Source organism: Marinobacter sp. KMM 10035 (assembly GCF_046537445.1).
Classification (GTDB): Bacteria; Pseudomonadota; Gammaproteobacteria; order Pseudomonadales; family Oleiphilaceae; genus Marinobacter; species Marinobacter sediminicola.
In genome coordinates, this window is record NZ_JBBVMG010000001.1 from 298,047 (window position 1) to 323,346 (window position 25,300).

A 25,300-nucleotide genomic window follows, 5' to 3' on the forward strand; every position below is an offset into this window, starting at 1 on the left:
CTGAAGAAAAATGAACGGAGAAAACCCGATGAGCAGCATGAGAAAACTCAAGAAACTGGCCGGAATTTCAGCGTTCGCATTCGCGGCAATGACCGCAGCAAACTCCGTGAACGCAGCCAACTGGCGCTACGCTCACGAAGAGTATGAAGGCGACGTACAGGATGTATACGCATATAAATTCAAGGAATACATCGAAGAGAACTCTGACCATTCCCTCCAGATTTATCGTTTTGGCGAGCTGGGTGAGTCTGATGACATCATGGAACAAACCCAGGCAGGCATTCTGAACTTTGTTAACCAGTCGCCTGGCTTTACCGGTGCTCTGATTCCTGAAGCACAGATCTTCTTTATCCCTTACCTGATGCCCACAGACATAAGCACGGTTATTGATTTCTTCCGTGAGAGCAAGGCCATCAACGAAGACTTTCCGAAGCTTTATGCCGAGAAAGGCCTTGAGCTTCTGCAGATGTACCCGGAAGGCGAGTTTGTTATCACGCTGGATGAGCCAGTCACAACGCCCGAAGGCATGAAAAACAAGAAGATCCGGGTTATGACCAACCCACTGTTGTCTGAAACCTACTCTGCGTTCGGCGCAACACCAACGCCACTGCCCTGGGGCGAAGTTTACGGTGCTCTGCAGACCAACATGATCAACGGTCAGGAAAACCCGATTTTCTGGATCGAGTCAGGCGGGCTATACGAGGTGTCACCTAATCTGATCTACACAGGTCACGGCTGGTTTACCACTGCGGCAATGGCCAACAAGGACTTCTACGACGGCTTGTCAAAAGAAGACCAGAAGCTCATCCAGGATGCAGCAGACTATGCTTTTGAAAAAATCATCACCCATATCGATGGTTTGGCGGATGAAGCTCTCGCGAAAATCCAGGCCGCCAGTGACGAAGTTACTGTCACGCGCCTGAACGAAGAGCAGATCAAAGCTTTCAAAGCTCGCGCTCCTCAAGTTGAGAAAAAGTTCATTGAGATGACTGGCAAGGGCGGCGAACAACTGCTAAACCAGTTCAAGAAAGACCTGAAAGAAGTGCAAAAGTAATATTCTTGCATTGCTCCTGTGTCCGTCGGCACTCGCCGGCGGACACTCCATAGAACCAACCCCGCCCCGCCAAGCGTTAGTGACCGGTCGGGAGCGACATGAACCGGAGCAGATCCCATGTCGGAGAACACCCCGGAGATAGATGACGATACCGGTCCTTTTGAGTCCGGTCTGCCCGGGTTTCTGGGAACCATAGACGGCTGGATTGCCAATGCCGAGGCCGTCATATTGGCCGCAGGTATTATCCTCATGGCCATCAATACCGTTGTAAACGTTATTGCGCGATTTGTGTTTGGAGAGGGCTTTTTCTTCTCGGGCGAAATCAATCGCATCCTGATTATTCTCGTGACCTTTGCCGGCATCGGGTACGCGGCGCGTTACGGGCGTCACATTCGAATGTCTGCGGTTTACGATGCACTACCAGCCAAAGGCCGCAAGGTGCTGATGATCTTCATCTCCCTGTTTACTTCTGCGGTAATGTTCTTCCTGTGCTACCACTCCTACGGATACATCGAGACTCTTTACAGCCGTGGCCGTATTTTGCCGGCGTTGGGTTTTGAGATCTGGTGGATTTATATCTGGGTGCCTGTGGGCTTTGCCGTGACTGGCATTCAGTATTTCCTCACAGCAATCAAGAACTTCACTACTGAGGATGTTTATCTCTCCACCGGAGTGATCGACGGATACGCTGATTCAGAATCGGAAGTCTGATCCGGTTTTACACCGGGCACGATAAAAAAGGGCACACCTATGGCGACTATTTTAATGATCATCATGATCGGGCTACTGCTGCTCGGTTTCCCGATGATGATCCCACTGACGACCGCCGCCGTCGTTGGCTTTGTAATGATGTTCGATGGCTTCGGCCAAATGGGCACCTTCATTCAGCAGATGATGGGGGGTATTCGACCCGCTTCATTGATTGCCGTACCCATGTTCATTCTCGCTGCAGACATAATGACTCGTGGCCAGTCTGCGGACAGATTGATCAACATGGTTATGGCCTTTATCGGCCATATTAAGGGCGGCTTGGCGATCAGTACCGCAACTTCCTGCACCCTCTTCGGCGCGGTTTCCGGCTCTACCCAGGCGACCGTTGTGGCGGTTGGCTCGCCATTACGCCCAAAAATGCTCAAGGCCGGTTATTCCGATTCGTTTACGCTGGCCTTGATCATTAACGCCAGTGACATTGCCTTCCTGATTCCTCCCAGCATCGGCATGATTATCTATGGAGTTATCTCCCAAACCTCCATTGCAGAGCTGTTCATTGCGGGGGTCGGCCCGGGCATCCTGATCCTGTTCATGTTCTCGCTTTACTGCCTGTTCTACGCCTACAAAAACAACGTACCCACGGAGCCTAAGGCAAGCTGGCGCCAGCGGGCACTTTCGGTTCGTGATGCCAGTTGGCCATTGTTTTTCCCGGTTATCATTGTGGGTGGTATCTATGGCGGTATTTTCAGCCCTACAGAGGCTGCAGCGGTGTGCGTACTCTATGCATTCCTGTTGGAATTCATCATATTCCGCTCCCTGAAGATTGGTGAAGTTTACAAGATTGCCAAATCTACCGGCCTGATCACCGCCGTGGTCTTTATTCTGGTGGCCGTAGGTAACGGTTTCTCCTGGATCATTTCCTTTGCCCAGATCCCCCAGGCAATCCTGGAGTCTGTGGGTGTAAACGAAGCCGGCCCGGTGGGCGTGCTTATCGCTATCTGTGTGGCCTTCTTTGTCGCCTGCATGTTTGTAGACCCCATTGTCGTCATCCTGGTATTAACGCCAATATTCGCTCCTGCCATTCAGGCAACCGGGTTGGACCCAGTGCTGGTGGGCGTACTCATCACCCTGCAGGTTGCAATCGGATCGGCAACGCCGCCGTTTGGCTGTGACATCTTCACAGCCATTGCGATCTTCAAGCGGCCTTACCTTGAAGTTATCCGGGGCACGCCTCCGTTTATTTTCATGCTGATCCTGGCGGCTGGGCTGATCATTGCCTTCCCGCAAATCGCTCTGTTCCTGCGTGACCTTGCCTTTGCAGACTGACGCACACCTGGATCTGAATTTATAAGGAGACAAGCATGTTCAAACGGATACTGGTGGCGGTGGATGGGTCCAAAACCTCACTCAAGGCACTGGATAAGGCTATCGGGTTTCAAAAACTGATGCCTGAAACCGAGATCTTCATTCTCTGCGTGTACAAACACCACAGCCTGTTCGAAGCGTCTCTCTCCATTGGCAGGCCTGCGGATATGGATATTCCAGACAAAGTGCTGTCTGATTACGCTAAAGAAGTGGTCAAACATGCCAAGGATATGGCTATCGACCACGGAGCAACGAAGATTCGCGGCTTTGTGAAATCCGGGCGTCCATCAAAGGTTATTGTGAAATTTGCCCAAGACAAAGAAGCAGATTTGATCGTGGTAGGAACTCGAGGCACTCATAGCGACAAAGACGGGATGCTTCTCGGTAGCGTTTCACACCGGGTGGCCTCTCAAGCCAAGTGCCCGGTTCTGGTGGTTTGAGCCCCATTTCATTGGCCGGCCTTGTGCCGGCTGGCTAGATTTCCGGGAACGCCTCAACCTTATTTCGCCCGCCAGCTTTAGCTTTGTATAGCATCTCATCTGCCAGCTTCAACAGCTTTTCGGGATTGTTGGTACTCCCCGGCCATGACGCAACACCAATGGATATGGTCAGGAAGCCGAGGTCCTTGCCCTCAAACACAACAGGATCTTTTCGCACCGCTTCGCGCAATTGCTCAGCTCGTTCTCTTGCTCCGGTTATATCCGAGGCGGGCAGAATCACCACAAACTCTTCGCCACCGTAACGGCAGACAACATCACTGCCACGAAAACGCGATTCCAGTATTGCAGCGAATGCTTTCAGTGCGGCGTCACCTGCTTCATGCCCATGGGTGTCGTTAAACTGCTTAAAGTGGTCTATATCAACCAGCAACAGCGACAGTGGCAATTCTTTGCGTAGGGCTACGGTAGCTTCGTGTTCAAACAACTGATCAAAATAGCGGCGATTCTTAAGCCCCGTGAGGGCGTCTTCATAAGAGAAGCGGCGCAGGTCTTCCTTGAGTGAAATGCCTGAAAGCGTTACCCCAATTCGTTCAACCACCAGGTTGATTGAAGCCATTAACCTTGCGGCGCCACCTTCAGTTTTCCCAGAGCTGCTTATGCTGTCTGCATCCAATAGCAACAAGCATTCCGGCGCTGGCCCATGGCCCATAAACTCCACATTGATAGAGAAGCACACAAGTCCCTGGCAGTTATTGCAAGCCGCCTCAGCCTCCTCGATGGAACCGCCAAGAAGATGAACCGGGGGCGGCATATGACTGAGCGTCTCAATAGCAGGAGGCAGATCAGGCAGTGAATCTCCGTAGCCCCAAAGCGCAAGGCGTTCATACCCACCAAAGGCCGTTCTCCGGTATACCATGCCCTTGATAGGACTGCACAAACTGGGCATATCCTCAGCGAGCCGATGACACGCCTGATCAAGGCTAACGCATGCTTGCAGTTCCGAAACAACCTCGGCAAATACCCGGCTTTTCTGATTTTCGAACGCCAAAACCTCAGCTCTGGTCTGCTCTCGCTGCAAAAGCTTCTCTGTTTTTTCGGTTCGCTCAGCCACTTGGTGTTCAAGTGTGACAGTTAGCTCCTGCAGGGCTCGCTGGGTCATCCCGTAATGTCTTAACGAGATTATTACAACGGCCAATATAAACACGAGAAGACCCAGGCCAACGGGCACCTGAACCCAAGGCATAAAACCATGGGCTACCGCCATGTCTGCAACCAACAAAGCACCGAACACGCCACACGCCAGCACAAGAACTTGCTGCTCAGTGGTCATTAAGCGCATCCGGGGAGCGGTTATCAGCGCCATCGAAAAGAGGGACAACAAAAACAGAGCATCAAAGGGCGGGAAGGTAAACGAAAGGCCTATAACACCTGTCAACGCCAGGCTCAGCGCCCCTAGCGCGTATACAAGATGCAGCTTCCAGATCACTGAAATGGCTCGCGGCGGGCGGGCGTCACCCAGCCATTGGTCGAGCATAAGCCAAAGACCAACAGGTAGCAGAAAGTAGCTACCGGCGGCCAGGTAATCCCACATCAAGGCATCGGGCACAAGCAACTGGCTGGCTGCGCTTTCGGAGAGGAGCATCACTGACGAAGCCAGCGAAAAAAGAGCAATGCTGGTAAAGGTTTTCCTGCCGCCCTGCAGCAGGGAAAGTATCAGTGCGAGCACAGCCACCAGCAGCGAGAACCCTGCTACAAGTAGAGCCTCCAGTGAGTTGTTGAGGATATGCAGAATCAACTCGGAGTGATCCATGAGGCTCACTTCACCCCAAAGACCGATATCCGTGTAATCAGAAAACACGCGGAAATACAGCGTTTTATTCTCGTAACCCTCTGGCAGGGTGATTTTGTGCCAGGGCCAGCCTTCGAATTTTCCCCGGCCATCCTTGTCGAAGGTGCCGTATTGATAGATGTTTTCACCATCCAGCCACACCTGAACAATCAAATCGACGCTCAAGATATAGAGCACGGGATCTTGCCAGTCACCCGCGGGCAGGGTTATCCGATACCACACCTGGTCCTGGCCATTTCGGCCTGAGGGGTTAGAAGGAAAATCAATGGCGTGCCACTGTTCTGGCTGCTGTGCAAGGGACCAGTCAGGTGTACCTTCCGCGGTGAAGGGCATGTCGCCCCAGCGGTACTCCCAGCCTTCCGTTAGAGGCTGTGGTGCAGCCAGAGATGCGACAGGTACAAGCCCGCACAGGGCTCCAAACAGGATAATGAGGGCTTTCAGAATGTGTGCAGATATAGACACGGATATTCGGCCATTAGGAGCTATACCGGCCAGTATAGAGCACCCTCGCCTCGACGTGTACAAAATCCGGACACCAAAATATATTAAAACGTGAGGGTTGCAGGGCCAGGAGAGGGCCCTGCAATGTCACACTCTGAGGCTGGGATTTACAGCCCTGATTTCAACTTTTCCCAGTATTTGGCATAGACCTGCAAGGCTTCATCCCCTATGTCGGTCTGAAACTCGGCATTCACCATGTCTTCCGGCGTTGGATAGCTGGCCCGATCTCCGGCGACTTCATCGTCCAACAGCTCCCTGGCGGATAGCACCGGCGTGGCGTAGCCAATATCTTCGCTGATCAACGCCGCAATTTCCGGCTGTAGCACAAAGCTGATGAACGCGTGGGCCGCTTCCGGGTTCTTGGCATTCTTTGGAATCACGAAGCTGTCGAGCCAGGCAATAACGCCTTCTTCTGGATACACGTACTCCAGTGCTTCCATACTCTCCTTGCCCATAACGGCTTCGCCGTTCCAGATCATACCCACATCAGCTTCACCTTCAAGGAAGGGCATGCGGGGTGCATCCGAGTTAAACGTACGCACGGAGGGCATGAGTTCCGTGAGCTTTTCATAGGCTTCCTCAATTTGCTGAGGATCGGTACTGTTACCGGGGTAACCCAGTACCCGCAGGCTCATATGAAAGACTTCACGCATGTCGTTCGTAAGGTTCACCTTGCCTTTGAAGCGCTCGTCCCAAAGGTCTGCCCATGCGGTCACCGGGTCGCCGGAAATATCAGCAGTATCCACGCCAATACCGGTAGTGCCCCAGAGATAAGGCACGCTGTACTGGTTGCTCGGGTCTATATCCAGGCCAGTGAGCTCCGGATCAAGCTGATCAAAGCCACTGATCTTGCTTTGATCAATTGGCAACAGCAGTCCTTCATTGCGCATTTTGCTGACATAGTAAGTAGAAGGCACGGCAAGGTCGTATGCGGCACTCTCATCCAGCAACTTCAAACGGGCGTACATGGCCTCGTTGCTGTCGTAGGTGGTGTATACCACCTTGATGCCGGTCTCATCTTCGAAGCGGGTCAGCACTTCCTGAGGCATGTATTCAGACCAGTTGTACAGATTAAGTACCTGCGGGTCATCGGAACTGCAGCCAGTCAGGCCAAGGGCCAGAATGCCGGCCAGTGCGAGTTTCTTCATTGTTTGCTCCTTGAAAGAATCCATTGCGACAACATCAACATCACCAGTGAGAACACCAGCAATAGAGTGCCAAGTGCGTTTACTTCAGGTTTAAGCCCCACGCGCACCATGGAGTAGATGCGCAGTGGCAGAATTTCGTAACTTGGGCCGCTCACAAAGGTGCTCACCACCACATCGTCCATGGAGAGGGTGAAGCCAAGCAACCAGCCTGCCATTAACGCTGGCATGATAACCGGAATCAAAACGGTGCGGGTCATGGTGAAGTCGCTCGCGCCCAAATCTCTGGCTGCTTCTGGTAAGCGTTCATCAAAACCGCTGAGCCGTGCCATAACGGTAATCACTACAAACGGCAGGCAAAATGTCACGTGCGCAAGCAGCAATGAAACGTAGCCAAGTTTCAGGCCGAGCAGCAGGAACAGCCCCAGCAACGAAATGGCCAGCACAATTTCAGGCGACATCATCACCACAAAAAGCATGCCGTTCAGAACTCTTTTGCCACGAAAGCGATAGCGATGCAGGGCCAGTGCGGTTAGCGCGCCAATGATGGTGGACACCGTAGCAGCGGTAAGTGCCAGCCACAACGAGTTCCACATGGCCTGCACCATGGCGTGATTGTTAAATAATGAATCGTACCAGCGCAGACTCAACCCGCCCCAGCTATAACCCGTGCGGGAGTCGTTAAAAGAAAACACCACCAGCACCACAATCGGCACATACAGCAGCAAGTACACTAGTGCGAGATAACCACGGGACAACCAGCGCATCAGGCACCCTCCTCGCCCAAACGGCGCTTACTCAGACGGTGTGCAAACATCAGCAACGCCATGGTAAGAGTCAGCACAATGCTAGCGGCGGCACCAAAGGGCCAGTTGCGGGCATCCAGAAATTGGTTTTTGATCACGTTGCCCACCAGCAGGTTGCGCGAACCACCCAGAATGTCCGGCACAAAGAACAAGCCCATGGCCGGCAGCAATACCAGCATCACACCCGCCAGCACGCCCGGCAGCGTCAGCGGCACCACGACATTTTTAAAGGTAGCAAAGCGACCCGCACCCAAATCGTGGGAGGCGAGCAGGACATCCTGCCGCAAATCTTCGAATACCGAGTACAGGGGCAGGATCATAAAGGGCAGCAGCAAATACACCAGGCCGACGATTACGGCGCCTTCGGTGTATAAAAGCTGCGCCGGTTCGTCAATCACACCCAGAGACATAAGTGCGCTGTTCAAAAGGCCGTTGGTCGCCAGGATTAGCTTCAGGGCGTAGGTGCGCACCAGAGAGTTTGTCCAGAAGGGCACAATCAACAGGAATATCAGTAGCATCTGCCGGCGCTTTTCCACCCGCGACAAGGCCCATGCAAAAGGGTAACCGATCAGCAAACAAATCAGAGTTGTTAGTGCTGCCATGTATAAGGAATGAAGAAACACGTCCAGATACAGGGGATTAAACAGTTGCCGGTATGCATCCAGGTTCAAGGGCAGCGAGATAAAGGTAGAGGGGTTCCGCGTCATCACGCTGGCACCCACCACTAATATATTGGGCGCGAGTACGAGGAACAGCAGCCAACCCCACACTAATACCAGTACAGCCGCCCTGAACGGCTGCTGTTTAATGCTCCGCATCATCGGCTGCCAGCTCCTCCTCATCGGTGAGCGGCTCGTCGCCCTCTTCCGCCAACAACCATTCCCAGCCATCTACCCAGCTAACACGCACTCGCTCACCAATGCTGTAATCGAATGTGGGGTCGTCCTCATCAAAGAACTCGCTCGCCATCACATGGCTGCCGTCTTCCAGCTCAATCACCGAATCCAGAGTACTGCCCTTGTAGTTACGCTCTACAATCTTGCCAGCCACACCGTCTGTATCATCCGGTGCAAGCACTCGAATATCTTCCGGGCGCAGCAAAACGTGCAGCGACTGATTCATCGCAACACGGAACGAAGGCTTGTTCAGATCCCGGGTCAGGCCAAACACATCCACACTGATGCGCTCACCCTCGATTTTAGTCACACGGCCAGGGAAAAAGTTGGTCTGGCCCACAAAGCGCGCGGTAAACACATTGGCGGGGCGTTCATAGACTTCGCGAGGTGTGCCTAGCTGCTGAATGTGCCCGTCTTTAAGCACCACAATTCGATCAGACATGGACAGCGCTTCTTCCTGATCGTGGGTGACGAACACGAAGGTTATGCCCAGCTCCCGCTGCAAACGTTTGAGTTCCACCTGCATGGTGCGCCGTAATTTGTAGTCCAGTGCAGACAGGGGTTCATCCAGCAGCAGCATCTTGGGCCGTTTGACCACCGCCCGGGCAATCGCAACCCGCTGCTGCTGGCCTCCGGAAAGCTGGTGAGGCTTGCGCCTGACAAAGTCCTCCAACTGAACCATAGCCAGCGCCTCTTCAACTCGCTCCGTTATTTCAGCTTTCGGCCGTTTTTCCATTTTCAGGCCATAGGCCACATTGTCGAAAACCGACATGTGCGGAAACAAAGCATAGTTCTGGAAAACGGTATTGAGCGGGCGGTGTTCCGGAGGAGTCTGAGTGATATCAACACCAGACAGGGTAACAGTACCCTCATCAGGGTGTTCAAAACCCGCCATCATGCGTAACAAGGTGGTTTTACCACAACCGGAGGGCCCCAAAAGGGTAATGAATTCGCCATCATCAATGGTAAGGCTGAGTTCATCCAGCACGGTCTTGCCATCAAACTGCTTGCTGATACCGCTTAGCGATAGAAGTGTTTTAGTCATCAACCCTGCCCAAAAATAAGAGAGCTTCTGAAAAAGCCCCTGTTGCGGCGTATTTTTCCAGAAAGGAGGCTACATAAAAAGCAGTGTGCAGGATTTACGCACTGCATTCATGGGGATTGTTCTGCAATGAGAGCACCCTGTCTACCTCAGTAGTCAGGGTGCAGTGTAGAGGAGTCAGTCGGTGGCAATACTGTTCAGGTAGGCTTTATCGGAAATATTGGTCCACTGTCGAACCTGTTTCAGATAGTCACGCTGGGAATTTATGATCTCTTTTGCAAGATCATCCTTCTCAGCTGCCTCAGCCAACAACTTATTTGTTGCATCACGCATAGCGTTGATGACTTCCGGCGGGAACGTCTTGTGGGTCACGTTCGGGTAGTCTTCTTTCATGCGGTCCCAGGCCACACCGCTTTCGTGGGTGGTCTGAATATACATGTCGTAAGCCGCTGTGCGCATGGCGATGCGAAGGATTGCCTGCAGATCTTCCGGCAGTTTATTCCAGGTTTTATCGTTGATGAGGAACTGAACCTCTGCGCCCGGCTCCTGCCAGCCAGAATAGTAATATTTGGCAATCTGGTGAAAGCCCATGGGGAAGTCCAAAGCCGGACCTACCCATTCCACAGCGTCCACTGTGCCACGCTCAAGTGCAGTGTAAAGCTCACCGGGTGGCAAATTGGTAACGGCAACGCCTAACTCGGCCATCACTTCGCCGGCAAACCCGGGCGTGCGCATTTTCAGGCCTTTGAGATCTTCTACCGAATTGATTTCCTTGTTGAACCATCCGCCCATCTGGTTACCAGTGTTGCCGCCCGGAAAGGACATCAGACCGAAAGGTTCGTAAACCTTCTGCATCAGCTCCATACCCTGATCGTGATAGAACCAGGCGTACATTTCAGGCGCAATCATGCCAAAGGGAACGGTGGTGAAGTACATGGCATTGGGAATGGTGCCCTTATAGTAATAAGAGGCAGTGTGGCCCATATCGTATTGGCCATTGCGCACCAGATCAAAAATACCAAAGGGTGCTTTGTGTTTGTTGGCGCTATCTATGCGGATTCTCAAGCGGCCACCGGACATTTCTTCGGCCATTTTCGCCATATTTGTGGTGGTTTCACCAAGAATCGGAGAATTCGGGCCCCAGGTTTGCGCAAGTCGTAGCGTATATTTATCTGCAGCCATGCCAAAAGAGCTAACCGTAAGCAGCAGCGTTACCGCTACCATCTTGAACAGACGTGTCATCATCGTTAACACCATTTACCTTGTTGCGTTGTTATCGTTTGAACGCCTGCAATACTAGCCCGTGAACACACTCCGCGCCACGGGTGGCCTTAAAAACCACCCTGCCGGAAAATGCTTCACACCTCGCACTGTATTCTCAACACCGTCAAGCCGTTTATCAAACCTTGAACTGGCTCACCAGATCCCGCAAATTCTCGCCCAACCGAGCCAGCTCATTGCTGGCCTCATTAGTCTGGGTAACGCCGGCATCGCTACGCTGCGCTGCTTCTACAATACGCACCACATTCTGGTTGATTTCCTCTGCCACTTGGCTTTGCTGCTCTGCAGCCGTGGCGATCTGGGTAACCTGATCGTGAATCTGACCCACTGATTTCTCGATGGTCGAGAGGGCGCCGGTCGCATGATTGATACGTTCAACCGTATCGGATGAATAATCCCGGGATCGATTCATACGCTCAACAGCAGATCGTGACTCGCTCACAAAGCCGTCAATCATTCCCCGGATCTGATCTGCGGATTCTGCGCTGCGCCGCGCCAACTGTCGCACTTCATCCGCAACGACAGAGAACCCTCGGCCATGATCGCCAGCCCGTGCCGCCTCTATGGCAGCGTTCAGTGCAAGCAGGTTAGTCTGCTCGGTAACGGCATGAATCACGTCCAGAACCTGCTGAATATCGTCCGATTTTTCAGCAAGGGCATTAATGCTTCGAGCACTCTCCTGAATTTCTTCAGATAGTTTATTCACAGCACCCTGGGCATTGGTAATAGTCTCACCACCATCGCGAGCCATGCGATCAGCATTAGATGCGGCACTCTCAACTTCGTTGGCATTGCCAGCGATTTGCTGAATGGTTGCAGCCATCTCGTTAATCGCAGACGCAATCTGGTCTGTTTCCGCGCCCTGCTCCTGCACAGACGCACGCGTTTCATTCGCCACACGGCTCAATTCTTCCGCGGCAGAAGCCACCTGATCTGTTGTGGAGCCGACTTCCTGAATCGTTGTCTGGATTTTGATTACGAACGCGTTGAATCGACGCCCCAATTCAGCGAGCTCATCCGTGCCTGCATCAGGCAAACGCTGGCGAAGATCGCCTTCACCATCAGCAATTTCTTGCATCATATCGCTGACGTTCTTAAGTGGGCGAGTAACCGTGCGGCCAACAACAACGCCGATCACCAAAGAAATAATCACAACAACAACCGTAACCAGAAAAATAAGGCCGAGGGTTGCGACTATTCTCTCTTCAATTTCAACTCGCGCAGCTGCAACTTGCCGGTCAATATCAGTGATGTATACACCCGCACCGATCATCCAGTCCCAGTCTGGAATAATAGTGGAGTAGGAAACTTTGGGTTCCTCTTTTCCAGACGCGGGATTCATCCAGTCATAGCCGTAGTATCCTCCAGACTCCCCTGCAGCAAAAAGATCGCCCACCAGCCGCCTTAGTGTGGGGTTATTGCTTGGACCTTCTTTGGAAGGGTCAGGGGCGTATGCAAGGTTGTATACATCACGCCTATAGGCAAACACGTAGTTTGTTTTCTCGAACCGGATGGAGCGCAGGCTCGATGCCGCTGCTAACTTCGCTTCATCTTCTGAAAGAGCAGGGTTGTTTTTTGCGTCCAGCACTACTGCTTTTGCAGCATCAATCAAATTTTTCAGACCTGCCTTCCTGGCCGCCAGCAAGCTCGTCTCAAGACGCTCTAGTTCCACCTCTCCATTCGCCTGTATCTGACTAACCGATATCCAGGCGACAGTTGCCGCTGTAACCAATACAGGTATCAGTACAGCCAAAAGCAAGCGGGTTCGTATACGCAGATTGGTCAGGAAATTCATTCAGGTAGATCCTCAGAAAAGCGTTATCTTGGTTTGTTAACGGCTGTATCCGATTCTACTTGAACAAAAGATATGCCTTTGCCTGTTATAAATCGACGACGGCACCGTCATCACACTTACGACACTCGAGCTCAAAACCCAGCATGGACGCCCGACCCTCTTCCGTAATTACCCACGGCCGGTTCACCCAGGGTGGAGTGTGGCGCACATGTTGATTATGACCACAAGCCAACCGGGCGACCCAGTGGTCTTCTTCATCTTTATGGTAGGCGGTTATCGGTTGTTTCATACCGCCTAGGTCAACTGACCAGGCTGCGGATAAAAATCGCCGGGCGCACCGGAAGATCCGACAGGTGTTTTAACAGACTCCGCTTCAGGCGCTCAGTGCGCCCCGGCCAGTTGGCAGGGAGACTGATTTCCATCATCAGGTTGGGGCCAACTTTCGCCATTTTCACCTGATCCGGATCAAGCCCAACAGAGCTCAAGGCCTCATGAACCTCTTCTGCAAATTCCGCCGGAGGCGCTGCCAGCAACAACTCACGCACGGCACCGACGGTCATTTTCACAGGCACAATGATGAAATAGGCGGAAATAGCGATCATCATCACCGGGTCGGCATACACAGCCCATGCGGACCAAGCGCTCTGCTCCAACCACCAGGCTATTCCAAACCCCATCAGCACGGCTGCGCTGAGTACAGAATCCATAAACCACTGACCCTGCTCTGCAACCAGCAAACCCGAAGACTGGCGACGCTCGGCCCACTTCAGGTACACCCACACTGCGGCACACCCCAAAACACTCACGCCAGCAAATACCAGCGCTTTGTCGGCACTCACCGCGCGACCACCTTCAAGCATCGCAGCAATGGCAGAAGCCAAAGACAGCACACACACCAGCGTTATCACCAAGCCTTTGATAGCAATCACCAAAGGCTCAACCGCTCCGCGGCCGAACGGGTATTCCTTACTGGCCGGGCGGCGAATAATCCGCGCAGCGTATAGTGACAGCAGCGACAGCAACAGGCTGACCAGTGAATAGGCGCCGTCAAACAGAATAACCAGCGAATCAATCCACAAACCCCAGGTAATACCGGCCAGAGCAAACAAACCAGCAGCTACCGCAGACAAACTCAGCGCCATGTTTTCCCGCGCTATAAACTTAAACATTTTGATCTCCCGTGAATTACCAGCATATTATCGCCACATAGCTGACAGTGTGAGTCGGTCACCGACGGAAAAACCGGCGGAACGGGAGATTTCTTTTGAAAACATCGCAAATACAGGTTTTTCTGGCCGTGGTTCGCAATGGCACCATCGCCGCAGCCGCCCGGGAACTCAGCCGAAGCCGCACCACTGTGAGCACCGCCCTCGCTGCGTTGGAGGACGAACTCGGCGTGGCATTATTTGAGCGCAGCGGCAACCAGTTGCAACTGACCACCATCGGCCAGGCCATAGTGACCGATTGCCGCCGATTTGATCAGGTGGCCGGGCAGATCTTTTCACGCTGCCAGCACCATCTCAGTGGTGCCGAGTCGGTTTTACGGATAGCTCGGGACGATTCGATTCCAGAACCGGTTTGGCGTGATCTTATGCGCCGGCTAAAGATCCGCTTTCCTCAGACCAGCCTTTCGGTCTACCTGGCCACACCCAGGGAACTGCCACCTCTGGTCAAAAACCAGTCAGTAGATGTCGCCTACGGGCTTATGCCTGCGCTGGTGAGTGAGGGCTATCAATGGTTTCGGGAGCTTGCCGATGTGCGCATGCTGACGGTAGCTGCACCGGATCATCCACTGAGCCAACTGAAGCGCGTAACCCAGGACGACCTCATCAGCTTTACCGAAGTCACACTGGCCTTTATGGAAAACGATCGGCTGGAGGCCGAGTCTCCGGAAACAGCCAACTACCTGGCTTTCACCATGTACGAGCTAATCCGGGATGCGGTAATCGATGGTGCCGGGTGGGCAGATCTCCCTCTGCCCCTGATTGCAAATGCCTTGAAACAGGAAAAGCTCAAGGTTGTTCACCATCGCAGTGCACGTTGGTGGAAAGCATTCAGCGCACTGGAATCCGAACAGGCACAAGGCGGCGCCGTTGTGGGATGGCTGGCTGAAGAGCTTGAGCAGTACCTCGAAACAATGGAATAGCGCTCACTGCACTTTCGGCCTGCTTCGCCCGACCCAGGCAGACCATGAGTACATTGCCAGAGCTACCCAGATCATCACAAAGCTCGTCAGCTTTTCAGGGCTAAGAGGTTCACTGAATACCAGTAGCGCAATGAGAAACTGGATGGTCGGGTTGATGTACATAAGAAAGCCAACAGTGGAAAGCCTTAACCTTCTGGCGGCACCTGCAAAGGCCAACAGGGGAACCGCCGTAACTATGCCGCTGGAGAGCAACAAGAGCGTGGTTGCAGTGCTGCCCCCGAAGTGGGAAACCCCGGCATAACTGAGTGTCGCAAGGGCAAGAATGCCCACTGGCAACAGCAGAAGCGTTTCCACAAACAGGCCAGAAAGCCCATCAAGGGCTACCTGTTTGCGGAGCAGGCCATAGGTTCCAAAACTGAACGCCAGCACCAGTGTGATCCAGGGCACCACGCCCAGCAGGAACAACTGATACAGAATCGCAATAGTTGCCAGCACCACCGCTACTATCTGCAGCCGGGAAATGCTCTCTTTCAGCACCAACATCCCCAACCCGACGTTTACCAGTGGCGTAAGGAAGTACCCAAGACTTGCCTGCAGCACCTGCCTACTTTCCACAGCGTAGATGTACACACCCCAGTTAATTGCAATAAGCACTGCGCAGCCAAGAACGTAGCCAAGCTTCGATGGGCGCGCCAGCGCGGATTTCACAGGTGACCAGCGTTTGAGAAAGGTAACAATCACGGCCAGAAACACGCAGGACCAAAGCACCCGGTGAATCACTACCTCCCAGGCTGGCACCCCATCAAACAGCGCAAAATACAGCGGGAAGCAGCCCCACATAACGTATGCAGACAGACCGTAGGCAACGCCTTTACTGGTTTCCGACAGAGCCATTAAATAGCTTCCTCACTATGCTTTGCTGGTGAATTTAACACACCTGAAGGGTTACGCACCTTGGTAATATGTCTTAGTCTGACCAAACACCCTTATAGTAGAGAGAACCTGTTATGAAAACCGCCCAGGATTTTGTTGCAGAAGCAAAACAGCAAATTCAAGAAGTTTCCCTCGATCAAGCTGACCGCGCCATTCAAGCTGCAGATCTGTTATTGGACGTTCGCGATGGCGACGAGTATCGGCAAAGCCACATTCCACAAGCCACAAACATTTCCCGGGGCATGCTGGAGTTTAAATTCAGTAATGACCCGACGCTGGCAAACCGGGATATGAAAATTGTTCTGTATTGCAAAACCTCAGGCCGATCAGCGCTGAGTGCAAAGGTCTTGAAGGAAATGGGCTATCTGCACGTGCAATCGATTGAAGGCGGGTTTGATGCCTGGCAGGAAGCCGGAAAACCGATTGCCAAGCGGGAATTGCCATCCTTTGATTGATCGCTGATATACTGCGCCGCAAACTTACACGAACTGACGCCGATGACTACCCATAAAGCCGGGGATCGCATCCCGTCCAGAAATGTTGATGTCTATCATTCAACGTCTCTGGCTACTGAAGAATCTACTGCGCCAGCAGGGCTTCAGACGATTCTCGACAATCTTGACGCTCTGGTTTATGTGGCAGACTTCGAGACTCACGAGCTGCTCTACATGAATGCTTATGGCCGCAACATCCTAGGCAGCTTTTCCGAGGGGCAGAAATGCTGGCAAATGCTGCAAAATACTGATGGTCCATGCAGTTTCTGCACAAACCACCTTCTGATCGACAGCTCGGGCGCCGCCACAGGCATTCATGTATGGGAATTCCAGAACCGGGTAGACAAGCGCTGGTACCAGTGTCGTGATCAAGCCATAGAGTGGACAGATGGGCGCCTGGTTCGCTTGGAAATCGCCACCGATATTACCGACCGAAAGCACATGGAAGTAGCGCTTCAGAAAGCCCAGCAGGCAGCAGAAAAAGCATCCCTACAGGATGAACTGACGCTCCTGAACAATAGGCGGGCTTTCTTCCAGTTTGGTGAACAACTCCTGAAACAGGCAAAACGAAGCCAGACACCTGTCGCCGCGATTATGTTCGATCTGGATCACTTCAAACAAATCAACGACACCTATGGCCACGAGGCGGGAGACGAGGTTCTCAGAGAGATCGGAAATCTGCTACGGACCAGAGGGCGAGCATCTGACATAACCGCACGGATCGGCGGCGAAGAGTTTGCACTGCTACTGCCTGACACCCCTCAGGATCAAGCCCTGGAGCTGGCGGAACTGTTACGCCAAGCACTTCAAGCACTCCGGGTTCAGTACAAACACGCAGAGTTAAGGCCAACCGCCAGCTTCGGTATCGCCATGCTGTCTAATGATGACGGCCGCCTAGAATCACTGCTTTCACGCGCCGATGAAGCCATGTATCTGTCCAAGGCCAAGGGGCGGGACAAGGTCAGCGTACTCCCGCGGCTCTAAACGGCTGATTACGGGCGCTTCGTTACTGCCATAGTCAGGCGCGAGATACAGGTGGTTTTGCCCTCTTCGTTCGACATGCGAATTTCCCATACTTGGGTTGTGCTGCCAATATGAAGCGCCCTGGCCGTTCCGTACACCCAGCCCTTGGTAGCAGGGCGTATGTGATTGGCATTGATTTCCAGCCCCACTGCCACGGTGCCGGGATCTTTCAAGCAGCAATTTGCCGCCATGCTGCCCAGCGTTTCCGCCAAAACCACCGATGAACCACCATGCAAAATGCCAAACGGCTGAACCGTGCGCTCATCCACCGGTATCCGGCCTGTGACATAGTCATCACCAACTTCGATGTATTCAATACCCATGTGACTGACTGCGGTGTTCATGCTGGCCTTGGCCATGTGCTCAAGATCCGGTGTACGGGTCCAGATTGCCATACTGATAAAACTCTCTTACGGGTTGAATGAGTTGTCCGGTGGGCACTAAGGCTTAAGGGACATGTAACGGGCAGTATATTCGCTGACAAGTTCGTCCAGGCGGCCTGCGTTAACCAGTGTATACAGTCGATCGGCAATGCGCTCACGGAGTTCAAACGTATTGCAGCTTGAATTCTTGGAAAACGTAAAGAAAAGCCCCTCGGTACTGACAGGTACATCCAGAGCTACAAACTCATCCGCCAGTCCCAAGCGTTGCAGCTTCACCTGCCCCTGTAATCGCTCGTACAAAACGTAATCTATGCGCCCGGCAATTGCCATTTCAAAAGACTGCTCTATGGTTCGTACACCAACAATCTGCAAGTTGTCTTCTGCATAGCGGTCGAAACCCTGGCCGAAGCTGTTGTTGATCAGCGTGCTTCCACGCCTGCCCTGCAAGTCTGGCCAGTGGCGATACTCGAAAACCTTGTCCTTGGGCACCCAAATGGACGCAGCAAGGTTGGTAAAGGGCGGTAGCAGATAGTCCATATACTGGATGCGTTCAGATGTAATAAACGCGCCGGCAACCATATCCAGCTCACCAATCTTGGCAAGGCGCTGAACCCGTGCCCAGGACCCGAGGTTCTGAACTTCAAGTTTTACCCCAAGGGATTCAAGAATTTCTTCCAGCAACGCCGTGACTGCTCCCGTGAGGTGCTCCGGTGCTCCTGGGTCCTCCCATAGAAGTGGTGGATACTCCGGGTTGCCGCTGGCAGTCAAGGTTTTGCAGGTGGGCTTTTGCGCTGCGCTGGCCACACAAACAAGCATGAGAGCCAGCAGAAAAGTAACAATTCTGGCAGAGGCGGAAAGCGTCTTCTTTTTAAGGGCTAACACGTAAATGACCATCCTGCTCCCGGGCATCAAGCCACCTGAACTGGCCAGACCATAGTATTATTATGGAGGGCATTCTCATCTTACTGAGCGTACTGATCCAAATACTTTAGTACCAGATCTTCATAGATGCCCTCGGCCTCAATCAGTTTGAACGCTGCCCTTATGTCGTCCTCATATTCCAACACCGGCGACGCTTTGGCAACTGCAATCCATGATCGCTCTCCTGGCACAAAAAAAGGCGATATCTTCACCGGCATACCCAGCTCGCGAAGTGTATAGATACCAATGAGTTCGGGCACCACAACAACATCTACCCGACCTTTTTCCATCATCAACATCAAATTTTCATAGCGGGGCGCGGGCTCTTTGCGCAACTGCCCATCGTTATCAAATTTCCGAAAGTAAGTAGAGCCTTCAAGAACTCCGATTGTTTTGCCATAGAGGTCCGAATAACGCTCAATTCGGTTGGCATCGTCAAAATACAGAAACAGTCGACGATCCGCTGGAAACGCAGGAACAACGAAGGTCATATAGGCTTCTCTTTCCGGGGTTTCGCGAGCGCCCAACATAACGTCCACCTCGCCCTTTTGTAACAGATTCAGCACTCTGCGAAAGGGCACTTCCCGATAGTGCGTTTTCCAGCCGAGCCGAGCCGTGATTTCCTTGAAAATCTCGACGTAAAGGCCTGAGGGCTCGCCGCCCTGTATAATCCGGTATGGCGGCGCGTGATTTGCACCCACCGTAACCGTCAGGGCACGAACGGTCTCGGTACCTTGTTGTGCTGCGGCAGAAAACGTTATTGCTGCCAGCAAAGCAACAATCAGTAATCGCATTGTTTGTTGTCTCCTGAACACCTTTGCAAATCACAACAGGCAGTGAAATGTATACAGAGTATAGACGCTCTCAGATCTGCACAGGGCCTGGTTGCGTAAAAAGGCCTAGGTCACTGCGGTTGAATTAACAGCCAGGCAACACAAGACACAGTAACAAGTCTGCTAAAAACAGGTGACTCTCACTTCACGACAGAAAGGAAAGGCACTATGAAGATCCTTATGGTACTTACGTCACACAGCCAAATGGGCGACACCGGGCATAAAACCGGCTTTTGGCTGGAAGAATTCACCGCACCTTATTACGTATTCCGCGATGCTGGCGCTGACATCACCATCGCATCACCAAAAGGCGGCAAGCCACCGGTTGACCCTAATAGTGAAGCCGATGACGCTCTGACCGAATCCACCCACCGATTCCAGAAAGATGCCCATGCCAAGGAAGCTCTCGCCAGCACAAAAGTGCTGAGCAACGTGGACATGAACGAATTTGACGCCGTCTTTTACCCGGGTGGTCACGGCCCGCTGTGGGATCTGGTGAACGACAAAACCTCCATTGCCCTGATCAAGACCGCCTACGAACAGGACAAAGTAATCGGTGCCGTATGCCATGCACCAGCGGTGTTCAAACATGTGGAAATCAAGCCAGGCCAGAATCTGGTTGGCGGCAAGCAGGTGACCGGATTCAGCAACAGTGAAGAAGAGGCGGTCGGCCTGGCAACCACCGTGCCCTTCCTGCTGGAGGATATGCTGAAAGAAAATGCCGGAACCTACTCCAAAGGCGACGACTGGGCTCCGCACATCGTTGTGGATGGCAAGTTGATCACCGGCCAGAACCCGGCGTCGTCTGAAGGCGCTGCCAAGGCGATGGTGCAAACGCTTCAACAAAACTGAATCCGGTAACGCCCGCCCCGGCTTGGTGCCATACCTGACCGGGGCGCTCCTGCCCCCCATGATGTCCCGCAATTAACCATCAAGACTCGCCAGTCTGTGCTAACTTTTGAGGAACAACTCAAAAGGCTGGCTTCTTTCATGAGTAATCCAAAACACACCCTTTTCTGGATGACCTTTTTTCTGGCGGTTGTTACCGTTGTTGGCGTGTTGGTCCACAAACCTCTGGCCACGGCGTTTATGGCGAATTGGGTCTTCAACCTGTTAATTGTGGGCGTTCTGATTGTCGGCATCGGCCTCACCTATCGGCAGGTATTCGTGCTGTTCCCCGAACTACGCTGGATCGCCCAGTTCCGTACAGGCCATTCCGGCCTTTCGGTGCTGGAAGAGCCCCGGCTGCTCAAACCACTGGCACGGCAGCTAGGCGAAGACGCCAAACGTGATCGTTTCACCCTATCAACCATGTCACTAAGAACAGTTCTGGATGGCATTCATTCAAGAATGGACGAACAGCGGGAAATCACACGCTACTTCATTAACTTGCTGGTGTTTCTCGGGCTGCTTGGAACCTTCTGGGGTTTGCTTGGCACCATCAATGCCGTTGGAGAGGTCATTACCAATCTGGATATGGGTCAGGGTGACTTCGGCAAGGTGTTTGTGGATCTTCAGACGGGATTGCTGACGCCCTTGCAGGGTATGGGCACGGCATTCAGTTCATCACTGCTCGGTCTTGGTGGCTCGCTGATCCTGGGTTTTCTCGACATTCAGGCGGGCCACGCCCAGAACCGTTTTTACGATGGCCTGGAAGAGTGGCTAACCGGTGTGACCAACCTGCTGGACCCATTCACCAGCAATGAACGCCAACCATGATCGGATCCAGGCGCCGAAGCCGAAGCACCACCAACGTATGGCCGGGGTATGTAGACGCATTGTCGGCCCTGCTGATGCTGGTCATTTTCATGTTATTGATCTACGTGGTCAGCCAGCTTTTCCTGTCTCAAACACTGTCTGACCGCAATTCCGAACTGGCCCGACTGAACCAGCGCCTGAACGAAATATCGCAACTGCTGGGGCTGGAACAGAGCAAAACAAACGCGCTCGAACAACAAATACTCACGGCTCAAAGCAACTTCAGCGCCAGCCAGGCTGAGAATCAGGACCTGCAAGACCGCCTGGCGGCCGCTCGCAATCGCCTGATGCAGCAGACTGCCGATGCCGAAGCCCGCGCAGAAAGACTGGCGAACATGAATCAGGCGCTGGATGACAAAGACGAACTCTCCGTCAGCCAGCAAAATATGATTCTGCAGCTGTCCAATCAGATTGCATCGCTGCAGAACCAGTTACGCCAGATAACCGCTGCCTTGAAGCTGCAAAAGGAGATGGCTGCAGATAAAGAAGGCGAGCTGGAGAACGTCAGCCGGCGTCTGAATACGCTGCTGGCTGAGCGCGTCAACGAACTGGAACAGTACCAGTCTGAATTCTTCTCCCGGTTGCGGAACATTCTGGCGGCCAATGAAAACATCCGCGTAGTTGGCGACCGCTTTCTGCTGCCTTCCGAACTGCTGTTCGCTTCCGGCTCAGCCAACCTGGGCGCTGATGGTAAACGTGAGCTGGATAAGCTGGCCGAGGTGCTGCTGGATGTGGTTAAAACCATCCCCAAAGATCTTGACTGGATTCTGCGCATTGACGGCCACACCGACCTGATTCCCATCAACACACCGCAGTTTCCCTCCAACTGGGAGCTATCAACCGCCCGTGCGGTAGCGGTTGTCCGCTATCTTGCAAATCAGGGTGTGCCGCAAAACCGCATGGTCGCTGCCGGATTTGGCGAGTTCTTCCCGGTTGCGAAAGGCACCGCGCCGGAGGCACTACAGAAAAACCGACGTATCGAAATCAAGCTGACGGACCGATAATGCTTGTCCTTGCCGGCAAACAGAGTTGCCTTGTTCGAAACAGCATAAAGCTATAACCTGCTCAGCATCTGATCAGTTCTTTCTTATTAAGCGCTGGGCAACCACAGCACACCAATTCGCTTTCGATGCACTACTTGCTTACATGATCCGAAATACCCTGTTCGCTTTACTTTTACTGCTACCAGCGTCACTACTAGCCAGTGCTGGGCAGGGCTCTCCCTCAACCCTCAATGTTGGCTTTTATTATGGGCTTGAAGCGCCCATTGGCAGCCTATATGCCTATGATTGGCTGGTGCTGCAACCAACCCAGACCTCCGATGCTCGCTTGGACTTTCTTAACCTGGGCAACACACGCCCCATTGCCTACCTCAGCGCTGGAGAAATGGCCCACTCTGACCAAGCCATAAAAACCCTGGGCAAAGGTTGGGTATTGGGCGAGAACACGGCCTGGAAGAGCTATGTTCTGGATATCCGAAGGGCTGATGTTCGGGCTTTCATGCTCGACGACCTGGTAACGCCTGCAATGACGCGTGGTTTCAGGGGTGTTTTTCTGGACACGCTCGACAGCCACCTGCTTACCGAAGAAGGCAAAAACAATCAGCAGGCATTCGCCGATGCCCAAGCGCTATTGATAGCAGAAATCCGCGAACGCTTTCCAGAAAGCCGAATCATCATTAATCGCGGGTTTCATCTGCCCGAGCAGATCCATCGACAGGTTGATGCCCTTGCGTTTGAATCCTGGCGCAACGGCTACGAAGCCGGCGGACGGCGCTACTACCGCACCTCGGAACAAGACCGAGAATGGCTGGCTGGCCAACTATCCCATTGGCGCGAGAACCACCCGAACACTCCCATCATTGCGATTGATTACGCTAAAAGCGGCGCTGAGGCGGTTGAGCTGTCTCAGCAGCTGGCACAAGAAGGATTTACTCCCTATGTCTCGGACCATGATCTAAATCGCCTTGGCCCCACACTGCCACCCATTAAGAAACGCCACATTCTGGTGTTTCATGATCTGCCCAAACACCAGGCAGATCAGAGTTCAGCTCACCGACGCCTTGGCATCCTGTTAGAGCGCTTGGGGCTGGTACCAACTTATCGCTCTATTCTTCAGCCTTTGCTCAACGAACCGCTTGACGATCGTTACCTTGGCGCCGTGGTTTGGCGGGAAACCAACGCAAACGCATCAGCCTTTTGTCGCTGGCTTGGCCAATCACAATCCACAGGCTTTCCGGTCGTTGCCTTTGGGCTCTCCCCCACATCCACCCCCTGCAAAGCCCTGATACAAAGCCGACGACTGGCAGTCCCGGCTGGCAGTCTGGAACCTGCCTCTGCACACCCTTCTATGGGGAACTTTGAGAGCAAGCGCTTGCCCACAGGCACGCTCACGCCTCTACCCCAACCTCGCCTCGCCAGCAGCTGGCTGACGGTTACAGACTCTTCCAGCAACAACTTCACCCCGGTTTACACCCATCCAAAAGGCGGTGTAGCCATTGCGCCGTTCATTTTTGAAATGGGTCCTGGTGATCAAGCCTATTGGCGATTTGATCCTTTCAGCTTCCTGAAAGAAGCACTTAAGCTGGACGATTTCCCTGCGATAGACAGCACCACAGAAAGTGGCCGCCGTATCCTCACTGCGCACATTGATGGAGACGGACTGGTATCTCGTGCAGAACTACCCGGCAGCCCACTGGGATCAGAAGCTATTCAGGAACGAATCTTGAAAGTCTTCGACATCCCGCACACCATCTCGGTAATCGAAGCTGAGACCTCGCCGCAGGGGCTCTTCCCCACTGTTAGCCAAGAGGCAGAAGCCAGCGCCCGTGATATTTTCCGAATGGGCGATGTTGAAGTTGCCTCGCATTCCTACAGCCATCCGTTTTTCTGGCAAATGGTTGAAGGCGGCGCTGCCATGGCCCCGGACCCGGAAGACACTCTTTACGGCTACTCGATGGATGTACCTGGCTACACCCCTTCCTTGACCCGGGAAATAGACAGCTCAGTTGCCTACATTAATGAGCGCTTAGCCCCCAAGGACAAACCTGTATCCGTGTTTCTCTGGACTGGAGATGCCCGCCCGGGGCTTGAGGCATTGAAAGCCACCAGGAAGTTAGGGCTAGCCAACGTAAACGGTGGTGATACGCGCCCACTGCCTTATGCCTCGGAACTGGCCGGCGTATGGCCTGATGCCCGCCCTGTCGGTGATGAACTCCAGGTGTACGCCGCGACCATGAACGAGAACGTATACACTAATCTGTGGACGGGGCCGTTTTACGGCTTCAGGAATGTGGTTGATACCTTCAAGATTCTGGAAGCCCACAACCGACTGAAGCCCATAAGCATCTATTACCATTTCTACTCCGGCACCAAACCCGAAGCTCTGAAAGCGCTGAACGAGGTGTACGAATACGCCCTTTCCCAGCTGGTTACACCGCTGCATCTGAGCGACTATGCCAAGCGTGTTCAGGGGCAATACTACTCGGCGCTTTTGCAGCAAAGCGAAAACACCTATCGCTGGCGCGGCATACGGCCACCTTCAACCGTGCGCATTAGCCAAAACCAGTATCCCGATATGGAACACAGTGACGGCGTGGCAGGCTTTCACGACACCCGCAACCTGCGCTTTGTGCATCTCACGGGTGACAATCCTTTGCTGGCTCTGTCGAGCAATCCACCAACTGGCCCATTGCTCGATTCAGCAAATGCTCAAATTGTGAGTTGGCAGCGCAGCGAGCGTGACGATAGCTGGAAAATACAACTGGAACTGAAGGGGTACCAACCGCTGGAGTTTGTCTTATCGGGCGTTTCCCATTGCACTGCGCGAGATAAGCAACTATCCATTACAAAGAAACCAGACGGCCTTATTCATTTCAGAGCAAAATCACTGCGCTCAGGCCACTTCGATCTGGAGTGTGATTGA

24 protein-coding genes are annotated in these 25,300 nt (G+C 53.2%); 11 read left to right on the forward strand and 13 right to left on the reverse strand.

The genetic code is table 11. The annotated features are described in order from the left end of the window. The first annotated feature begins 28 nt into the window (after window positions 1-28). The 4 genes from dctP to AADB16_RS01335 all read left to right on the forward strand — a co-directional run bounded on the left by dctP (window position 29) and on the right by AADB16_RS01335 (window position 3,570). Window positions 29-1,054, forward strand: coding sequence for a TRAP transporter substrate-binding protein DctP (gene dctP, locus AADB16_RS01320; protein ID WP_410800861.1), 1,026 nt, complete (start codon window positions 29-31; stop codon window positions 1,052-1,054). A gap of 117 nt (window positions 1,055-1,171) precedes the next feature. After that, on the forward strand, window positions 1,172-1,765 hold the full coding sequence (locus tag AADB16_RS01325; RefSeq protein WP_410800863.1) for a TRAP transporter small permease: 594 nt from the start codon (window positions 1,172-1,174) through the stop codon (window positions 1,763-1,765). A gap of 39 nt (window positions 1,766-1,804) precedes the next feature. Further along, window positions 1,805-3,091 (forward strand): TRAP transporter large permease, encoded by a 1,287-nt coding sequence (locus tag AADB16_RS01330; protein ID WP_298450869.1) that lies wholly within the window; start codon window positions 1,805-1,807, stop codon window positions 3,089-3,091. Between the two features lie 35 nt (window positions 3,092-3,126). Further along, entirely contained in the window at window positions 3,127-3,570 is a 444-nt protein-coding gene (locus AADB16_RS01335; protein ID WP_298450872.1) for a universal stress protein, read from the forward strand. A gap of 34 nt (window positions 3,571-3,604) precedes the next feature. Here the strand turns inward: AADB16_RS01335 and AADB16_RS01340 are convergent, their stop codons facing one another. The 9 genes from AADB16_RS01340 to AADB16_RS01380 all read right to left on the reverse strand — a co-directional run bounded on the left by AADB16_RS01340 (window position 3,605) and on the right by AADB16_RS01380 (window position 14,054). Further along, window positions 3,605-5,881, reverse strand: coding sequence for a GGDEF domain-containing protein (locus AADB16_RS01340; RefSeq protein ID WP_410800865.1), 2,277 nt, complete (start codon window positions 5,879-5,881; stop codon window positions 3,605-3,607). A gap of 146 nt (window positions 5,882-6,027) precedes the next feature. Next, entirely contained in the window at window positions 6,028-7,068 is a 1,041-nt protein-coding gene (locus AADB16_RS01345) for an extracellular solute-binding protein (protein ID WP_410800867.1), read from the reverse strand. Further along, window positions 7,065-7,832: a spermidine/putrescine ABC transporter permease PotC gene (potC, locus tag AADB16_RS01350; RefSeq protein ID WP_410800869.1), complete on the reverse strand. Its 768-nt coding sequence runs from the start codon at window positions 7,830-7,832 to the stop codon at window positions 7,065-7,067. The genes AADB16_RS01345 and potC overlap by 4 nt, the downstream gene beginning before the upstream one ends. Beyond that, window positions 7,832-8,692, reverse strand: coding sequence for a spermidine/putrescine ABC transporter permease PotB (potB, locus tag AADB16_RS01355; protein WP_309043970.1), 861 nt, complete (start codon window positions 8,690-8,692; stop codon window positions 7,832-7,834). The genes potC and potB overlap by 1 nt, the downstream gene beginning before the upstream one ends. Further along, the gene (gene potA, locus AADB16_RS01360; RefSeq protein ID WP_410800871.1) at window positions 8,676-9,812 is read right to left on the reverse strand and encodes a spermidine/putrescine ABC transporter ATP-binding protein PotA; all 1,137 of its coding nucleotides are present in this window, start codon (window positions 9,810-9,812) and stop codon (window positions 8,676-8,678) included. The genes potB and potA overlap by 17 nt, the downstream gene beginning before the upstream one ends. A gap of 174 nt (window positions 9,813-9,986) precedes the next feature. Beyond that, window positions 9,987-11,033 (reverse strand): TRAP transporter substrate-binding protein, encoded by a 1,047-nt coding sequence (locus tag AADB16_RS01365; protein ID WP_410803546.1) that lies wholly within the window; start codon window positions 11,031-11,033, stop codon window positions 9,987-9,989. A 175-nt stretch (window positions 11,034-11,208) separates the two neighbouring features. Further along, entirely contained in the window at window positions 11,209-12,885 is a 1,677-nt protein-coding gene (locus tag AADB16_RS01370; RefSeq protein ID WP_410800873.1) for a methyl-accepting chemotaxis protein, read from the reverse strand. Window positions 12,886-12,970: 85 nt separating this feature from the next. Then, window positions 12,971-13,174 (reverse strand): DUF3565 domain-containing protein, encoded by a 204-nt coding sequence (locus AADB16_RS01375; protein WP_410800875.1) that lies wholly within the window; start codon window positions 13,172-13,174, stop codon window positions 12,971-12,973. 10 nt (window positions 13,175-13,184) lie between these two features. After that, window positions 13,185-14,054 carry a cation diffusion facilitator family transporter gene (locus AADB16_RS01380; RefSeq protein WP_309043974.1) on the reverse strand — a complete coding sequence of 290 codons (870 nt, stop codon included), beginning with the start codon at window positions 14,052-14,054 and terminating at the stop codon, window positions 13,185-13,187. A gap of 95 nt (window positions 14,055-14,149) precedes the next feature. Between AADB16_RS01380 and AADB16_RS01385 the strand changes: the two genes are divergently transcribed. Further along, window positions 14,150-15,031, forward strand: a complete 882-nt coding sequence (locus AADB16_RS01385) for a LysR family transcriptional regulator (protein ID WP_309043975.1) — start codon at window positions 14,150-14,152, stop codon at window positions 15,029-15,031. Between the two features lie 3 nt (window positions 15,032-15,034). On the opposite strand, the gene rarD is transcribed toward AADB16_RS01385, so the two are convergent. Then, a complete protein-coding gene (rarD, locus tag AADB16_RS01390; protein WP_410800877.1) occupies window positions 15,035-15,925 on the reverse strand; it encodes an EamA family transporter RarD in 891 nt (296 codons plus the stop codon). Window positions 15,926-16,038: 113 nt separating this feature from the next. Between rarD and AADB16_RS01395 the strand changes: the two genes are divergently transcribed. Further along, window positions 16,039-16,419 (forward strand): rhodanese-like domain-containing protein, encoded by a 381-nt coding sequence (locus tag AADB16_RS01395; protein WP_309043977.1) that lies wholly within the window; start codon window positions 16,039-16,041, stop codon window positions 16,417-16,419. A 42-nt stretch (window positions 16,420-16,461) separates the two neighbouring features. Continuing rightward, a complete protein-coding gene (locus AADB16_RS01400) occupies window positions 16,462-17,442 on the forward strand; it encodes a diguanylate cyclase (protein WP_410800879.1) in 981 nt (326 codons plus the stop codon). Window positions 17,443-17,450: 8 nt separating this feature from the next. On the opposite strand, the gene AADB16_RS01405 is transcribed toward AADB16_RS01400, so the two are convergent. The 3 genes from AADB16_RS01405 to AADB16_RS01415 all read right to left on the reverse strand — a co-directional run bounded on the left by AADB16_RS01405 (window position 17,451) and on the right by AADB16_RS01415 (window position 19,579). Further along, on the reverse strand, window positions 17,451-17,876 hold the full coding sequence (locus AADB16_RS01405) for a hotdog fold thioesterase (RefSeq protein ID WP_309043979.1): 426 nt from the start codon (window positions 17,874-17,876) through the stop codon (window positions 17,451-17,453). A gap of 45 nt (window positions 17,877-17,921) precedes the next feature. Next, window positions 17,922-18,746 carry a substrate-binding periplasmic protein gene (locus AADB16_RS01410; RefSeq protein ID WP_410800881.1) on the reverse strand — a complete coding sequence of 275 codons (825 nt, stop codon included), beginning with the start codon at window positions 18,744-18,746 and terminating at the stop codon, window positions 17,922-17,924. An 80-nt stretch (window positions 18,747-18,826) separates the two neighbouring features. Beyond that, window positions 18,827-19,579 carry a substrate-binding periplasmic protein gene (locus tag AADB16_RS01415; RefSeq protein ID WP_410800883.1) on the reverse strand — a complete coding sequence of 251 codons (753 nt, stop codon included), beginning with the start codon at window positions 19,577-19,579 and terminating at the stop codon, window positions 18,827-18,829. A 207-nt stretch (window positions 19,580-19,786) separates the two neighbouring features. On the opposite strand from AADB16_RS01415, the gene AADB16_RS01420 reads away from it, so the two are divergent. The 4 genes from AADB16_RS01420 (at window position 19,787) to AADB16_RS01435 (ending at window position 25,300) form a co-directional block, all read left to right on the forward strand. Further along, window positions 19,787-20,470 (forward strand): type 1 glutamine amidotransferase domain-containing protein, encoded by a 684-nt coding sequence (locus tag AADB16_RS01420; RefSeq protein WP_309043982.1) that lies wholly within the window; start codon window positions 19,787-19,789, stop codon window positions 20,468-20,470. 138 nt (window positions 20,471-20,608) lie between these two features. Next, window positions 20,609-21,337 carry a flagellar motor protein MotA gene (locus AADB16_RS01425; RefSeq protein ID WP_309043983.1) on the forward strand — a complete coding sequence of 243 codons (729 nt, stop codon included), beginning with the start codon at window positions 20,609-20,611 and terminating at the stop codon, window positions 21,335-21,337. Then, entirely contained in the window at window positions 21,334-22,380 is a 1,047-nt protein-coding gene (locus AADB16_RS01430; protein WP_410800885.1) for a peptidoglycan -binding protein, read from the forward strand. The genes AADB16_RS01425 and AADB16_RS01430 overlap by 4 nt, the downstream gene beginning before the upstream one ends. A gap of 142 nt (window positions 22,381-22,522) precedes the next feature. Further along, entirely contained in the window at window positions 22,523-25,300 is a 2,778-nt protein-coding gene (locus tag AADB16_RS01435; protein ID WP_410800887.1) for an endo alpha-1,4 polygalactosaminidase, read from the forward strand.

Bases quoted from the DNA above. Each gene is read 5' to 3' on its own strand.
- AADB16_RS01380 (WP_309043974.1), bottom strand. From the start codon at position 14,054: ATGTTTAAGTTTATAGCGCGGGAAAACATGGCGCTGAGTTTGTCTGCG.
- dctP (WP_410800861.1), top strand. From the start codon at position 29: ATGAGCAGCATGAGAAAACTCAAGAAACTGGCCGGAATTTCAGCGTTC.
- AADB16_RS01330 (WP_298450869.1), top strand. From the start codon at position 1,805: ATGGCGACTATTTTAATGATCATCATGATCGGGCTACTGCTGCTCGGT.
- AADB16_RS01375 (WP_410800875.1), bottom strand. From the start codon at position 13,174: ATGAAACAACCGATAACCGCCTACCATAAAGATGAAGAAGACCACTGG.
- potB (WP_309043970.1), bottom strand. From the start codon at position 8,692: ATGATGCGGAGCATTAAACAGCAGCCGTTCAGGGCGGCTGTACTGGTA.
- AADB16_RS01425 (WP_309043983.1), top strand. From the start codon at position 20,609: ATGAGTAATCCAAAACACACCCTTTTCTGGATGACCTTTTTTCTGGCG.
- AADB16_RS01420 (WP_309043982.1), top strand. From the start codon at position 19,787: ATGAAGATCCTTATGGTACTTACGTCACACAGCCAAATGGGCGACACC.
- AADB16_RS01435 (WP_410800887.1), top strand. From the start codon at position 22,523: ATGATCCGAAATACCCTGTTCGCTTTACTTTTACTGCTACCAGCGTCA.
- AADB16_RS01325 (WP_410800863.1), top strand. From the start codon at position 1,172: ATGTCGGAGAACACCCCGGAGATAGATGACGATACCGGTCCTTTTGAG.
- AADB16_RS01395 (WP_309043977.1), top strand. From the start codon at position 16,039: ATGAAAACCGCCCAGGATTTTGTTGCAGAAGCAAAACAGCAAATTCAA.
- AADB16_RS01415 (WP_410800883.1), bottom strand. From the start codon at position 19,579: ATGCGATTACTGATTGTTGCTTTGCTGGCAGCAATAACGTTTTCTGCC.
- potA (WP_410800871.1), bottom strand. From the start codon at position 9,812: ATGACTAAAACACTTCTATCGCTAAGCGGTATCAGCAAGCAGTTTGAT.
- AADB16_RS01345 (WP_410800867.1), bottom strand. From the start codon at position 7,068: ATGAAGAAACTCGCACTGGCCGGCATTCTGGCCCTTGGCCTGACTGGC.
- AADB16_RS01335 (WP_298450872.1), top strand. From the start codon at position 3,127: ATGTTCAAACGGATACTGGTGGCGGTGGATGGGTCCAAAACCTCACTC.
- AADB16_RS01365 (WP_410803546.1), bottom strand. From the start codon at position 11,033: ATGGTAGCGGTAACGCTGCTGCTTACGGTTAGCTCTTTTGGCATGGCT.
- AADB16_RS01400 (WP_410800879.1), top strand. From the start codon at position 16,462: ATGACTACCCATAAAGCCGGGGATCGCATCCCGTCCAGAAATGTTGAT.
- AADB16_RS01430 (WP_410800885.1), top strand. From the start codon at position 21,334: ATGATCGGATCCAGGCGCCGAAGCCGAAGCACCACCAACGTATGGCCG.
- rarD (WP_410800877.1), bottom strand. From the start codon at position 15,925: ATGGCTCTGTCGGAAACCAGTAAAGGCGTTGCCTACGGTCTGTCTGCA.
- AADB16_RS01370 (WP_410800873.1), bottom strand. From the start codon at position 12,885: ATGAATTTCCTGACCAATCTGCGTATACGAACCCGCTTGCTTTTGGCT.
- potC (WP_410800869.1), bottom strand. From the start codon at position 7,832: ATGCGCTGGTTGTCCCGTGGTTATCTCGCACTAGTGTACTTGCTGCTG.
- AADB16_RS01405 (WP_309043979.1), bottom strand. From the start codon at position 17,876: ATGGCAATCTGGACCCGTACACCGGATCTTGAGCACATGGCCAAGGCC.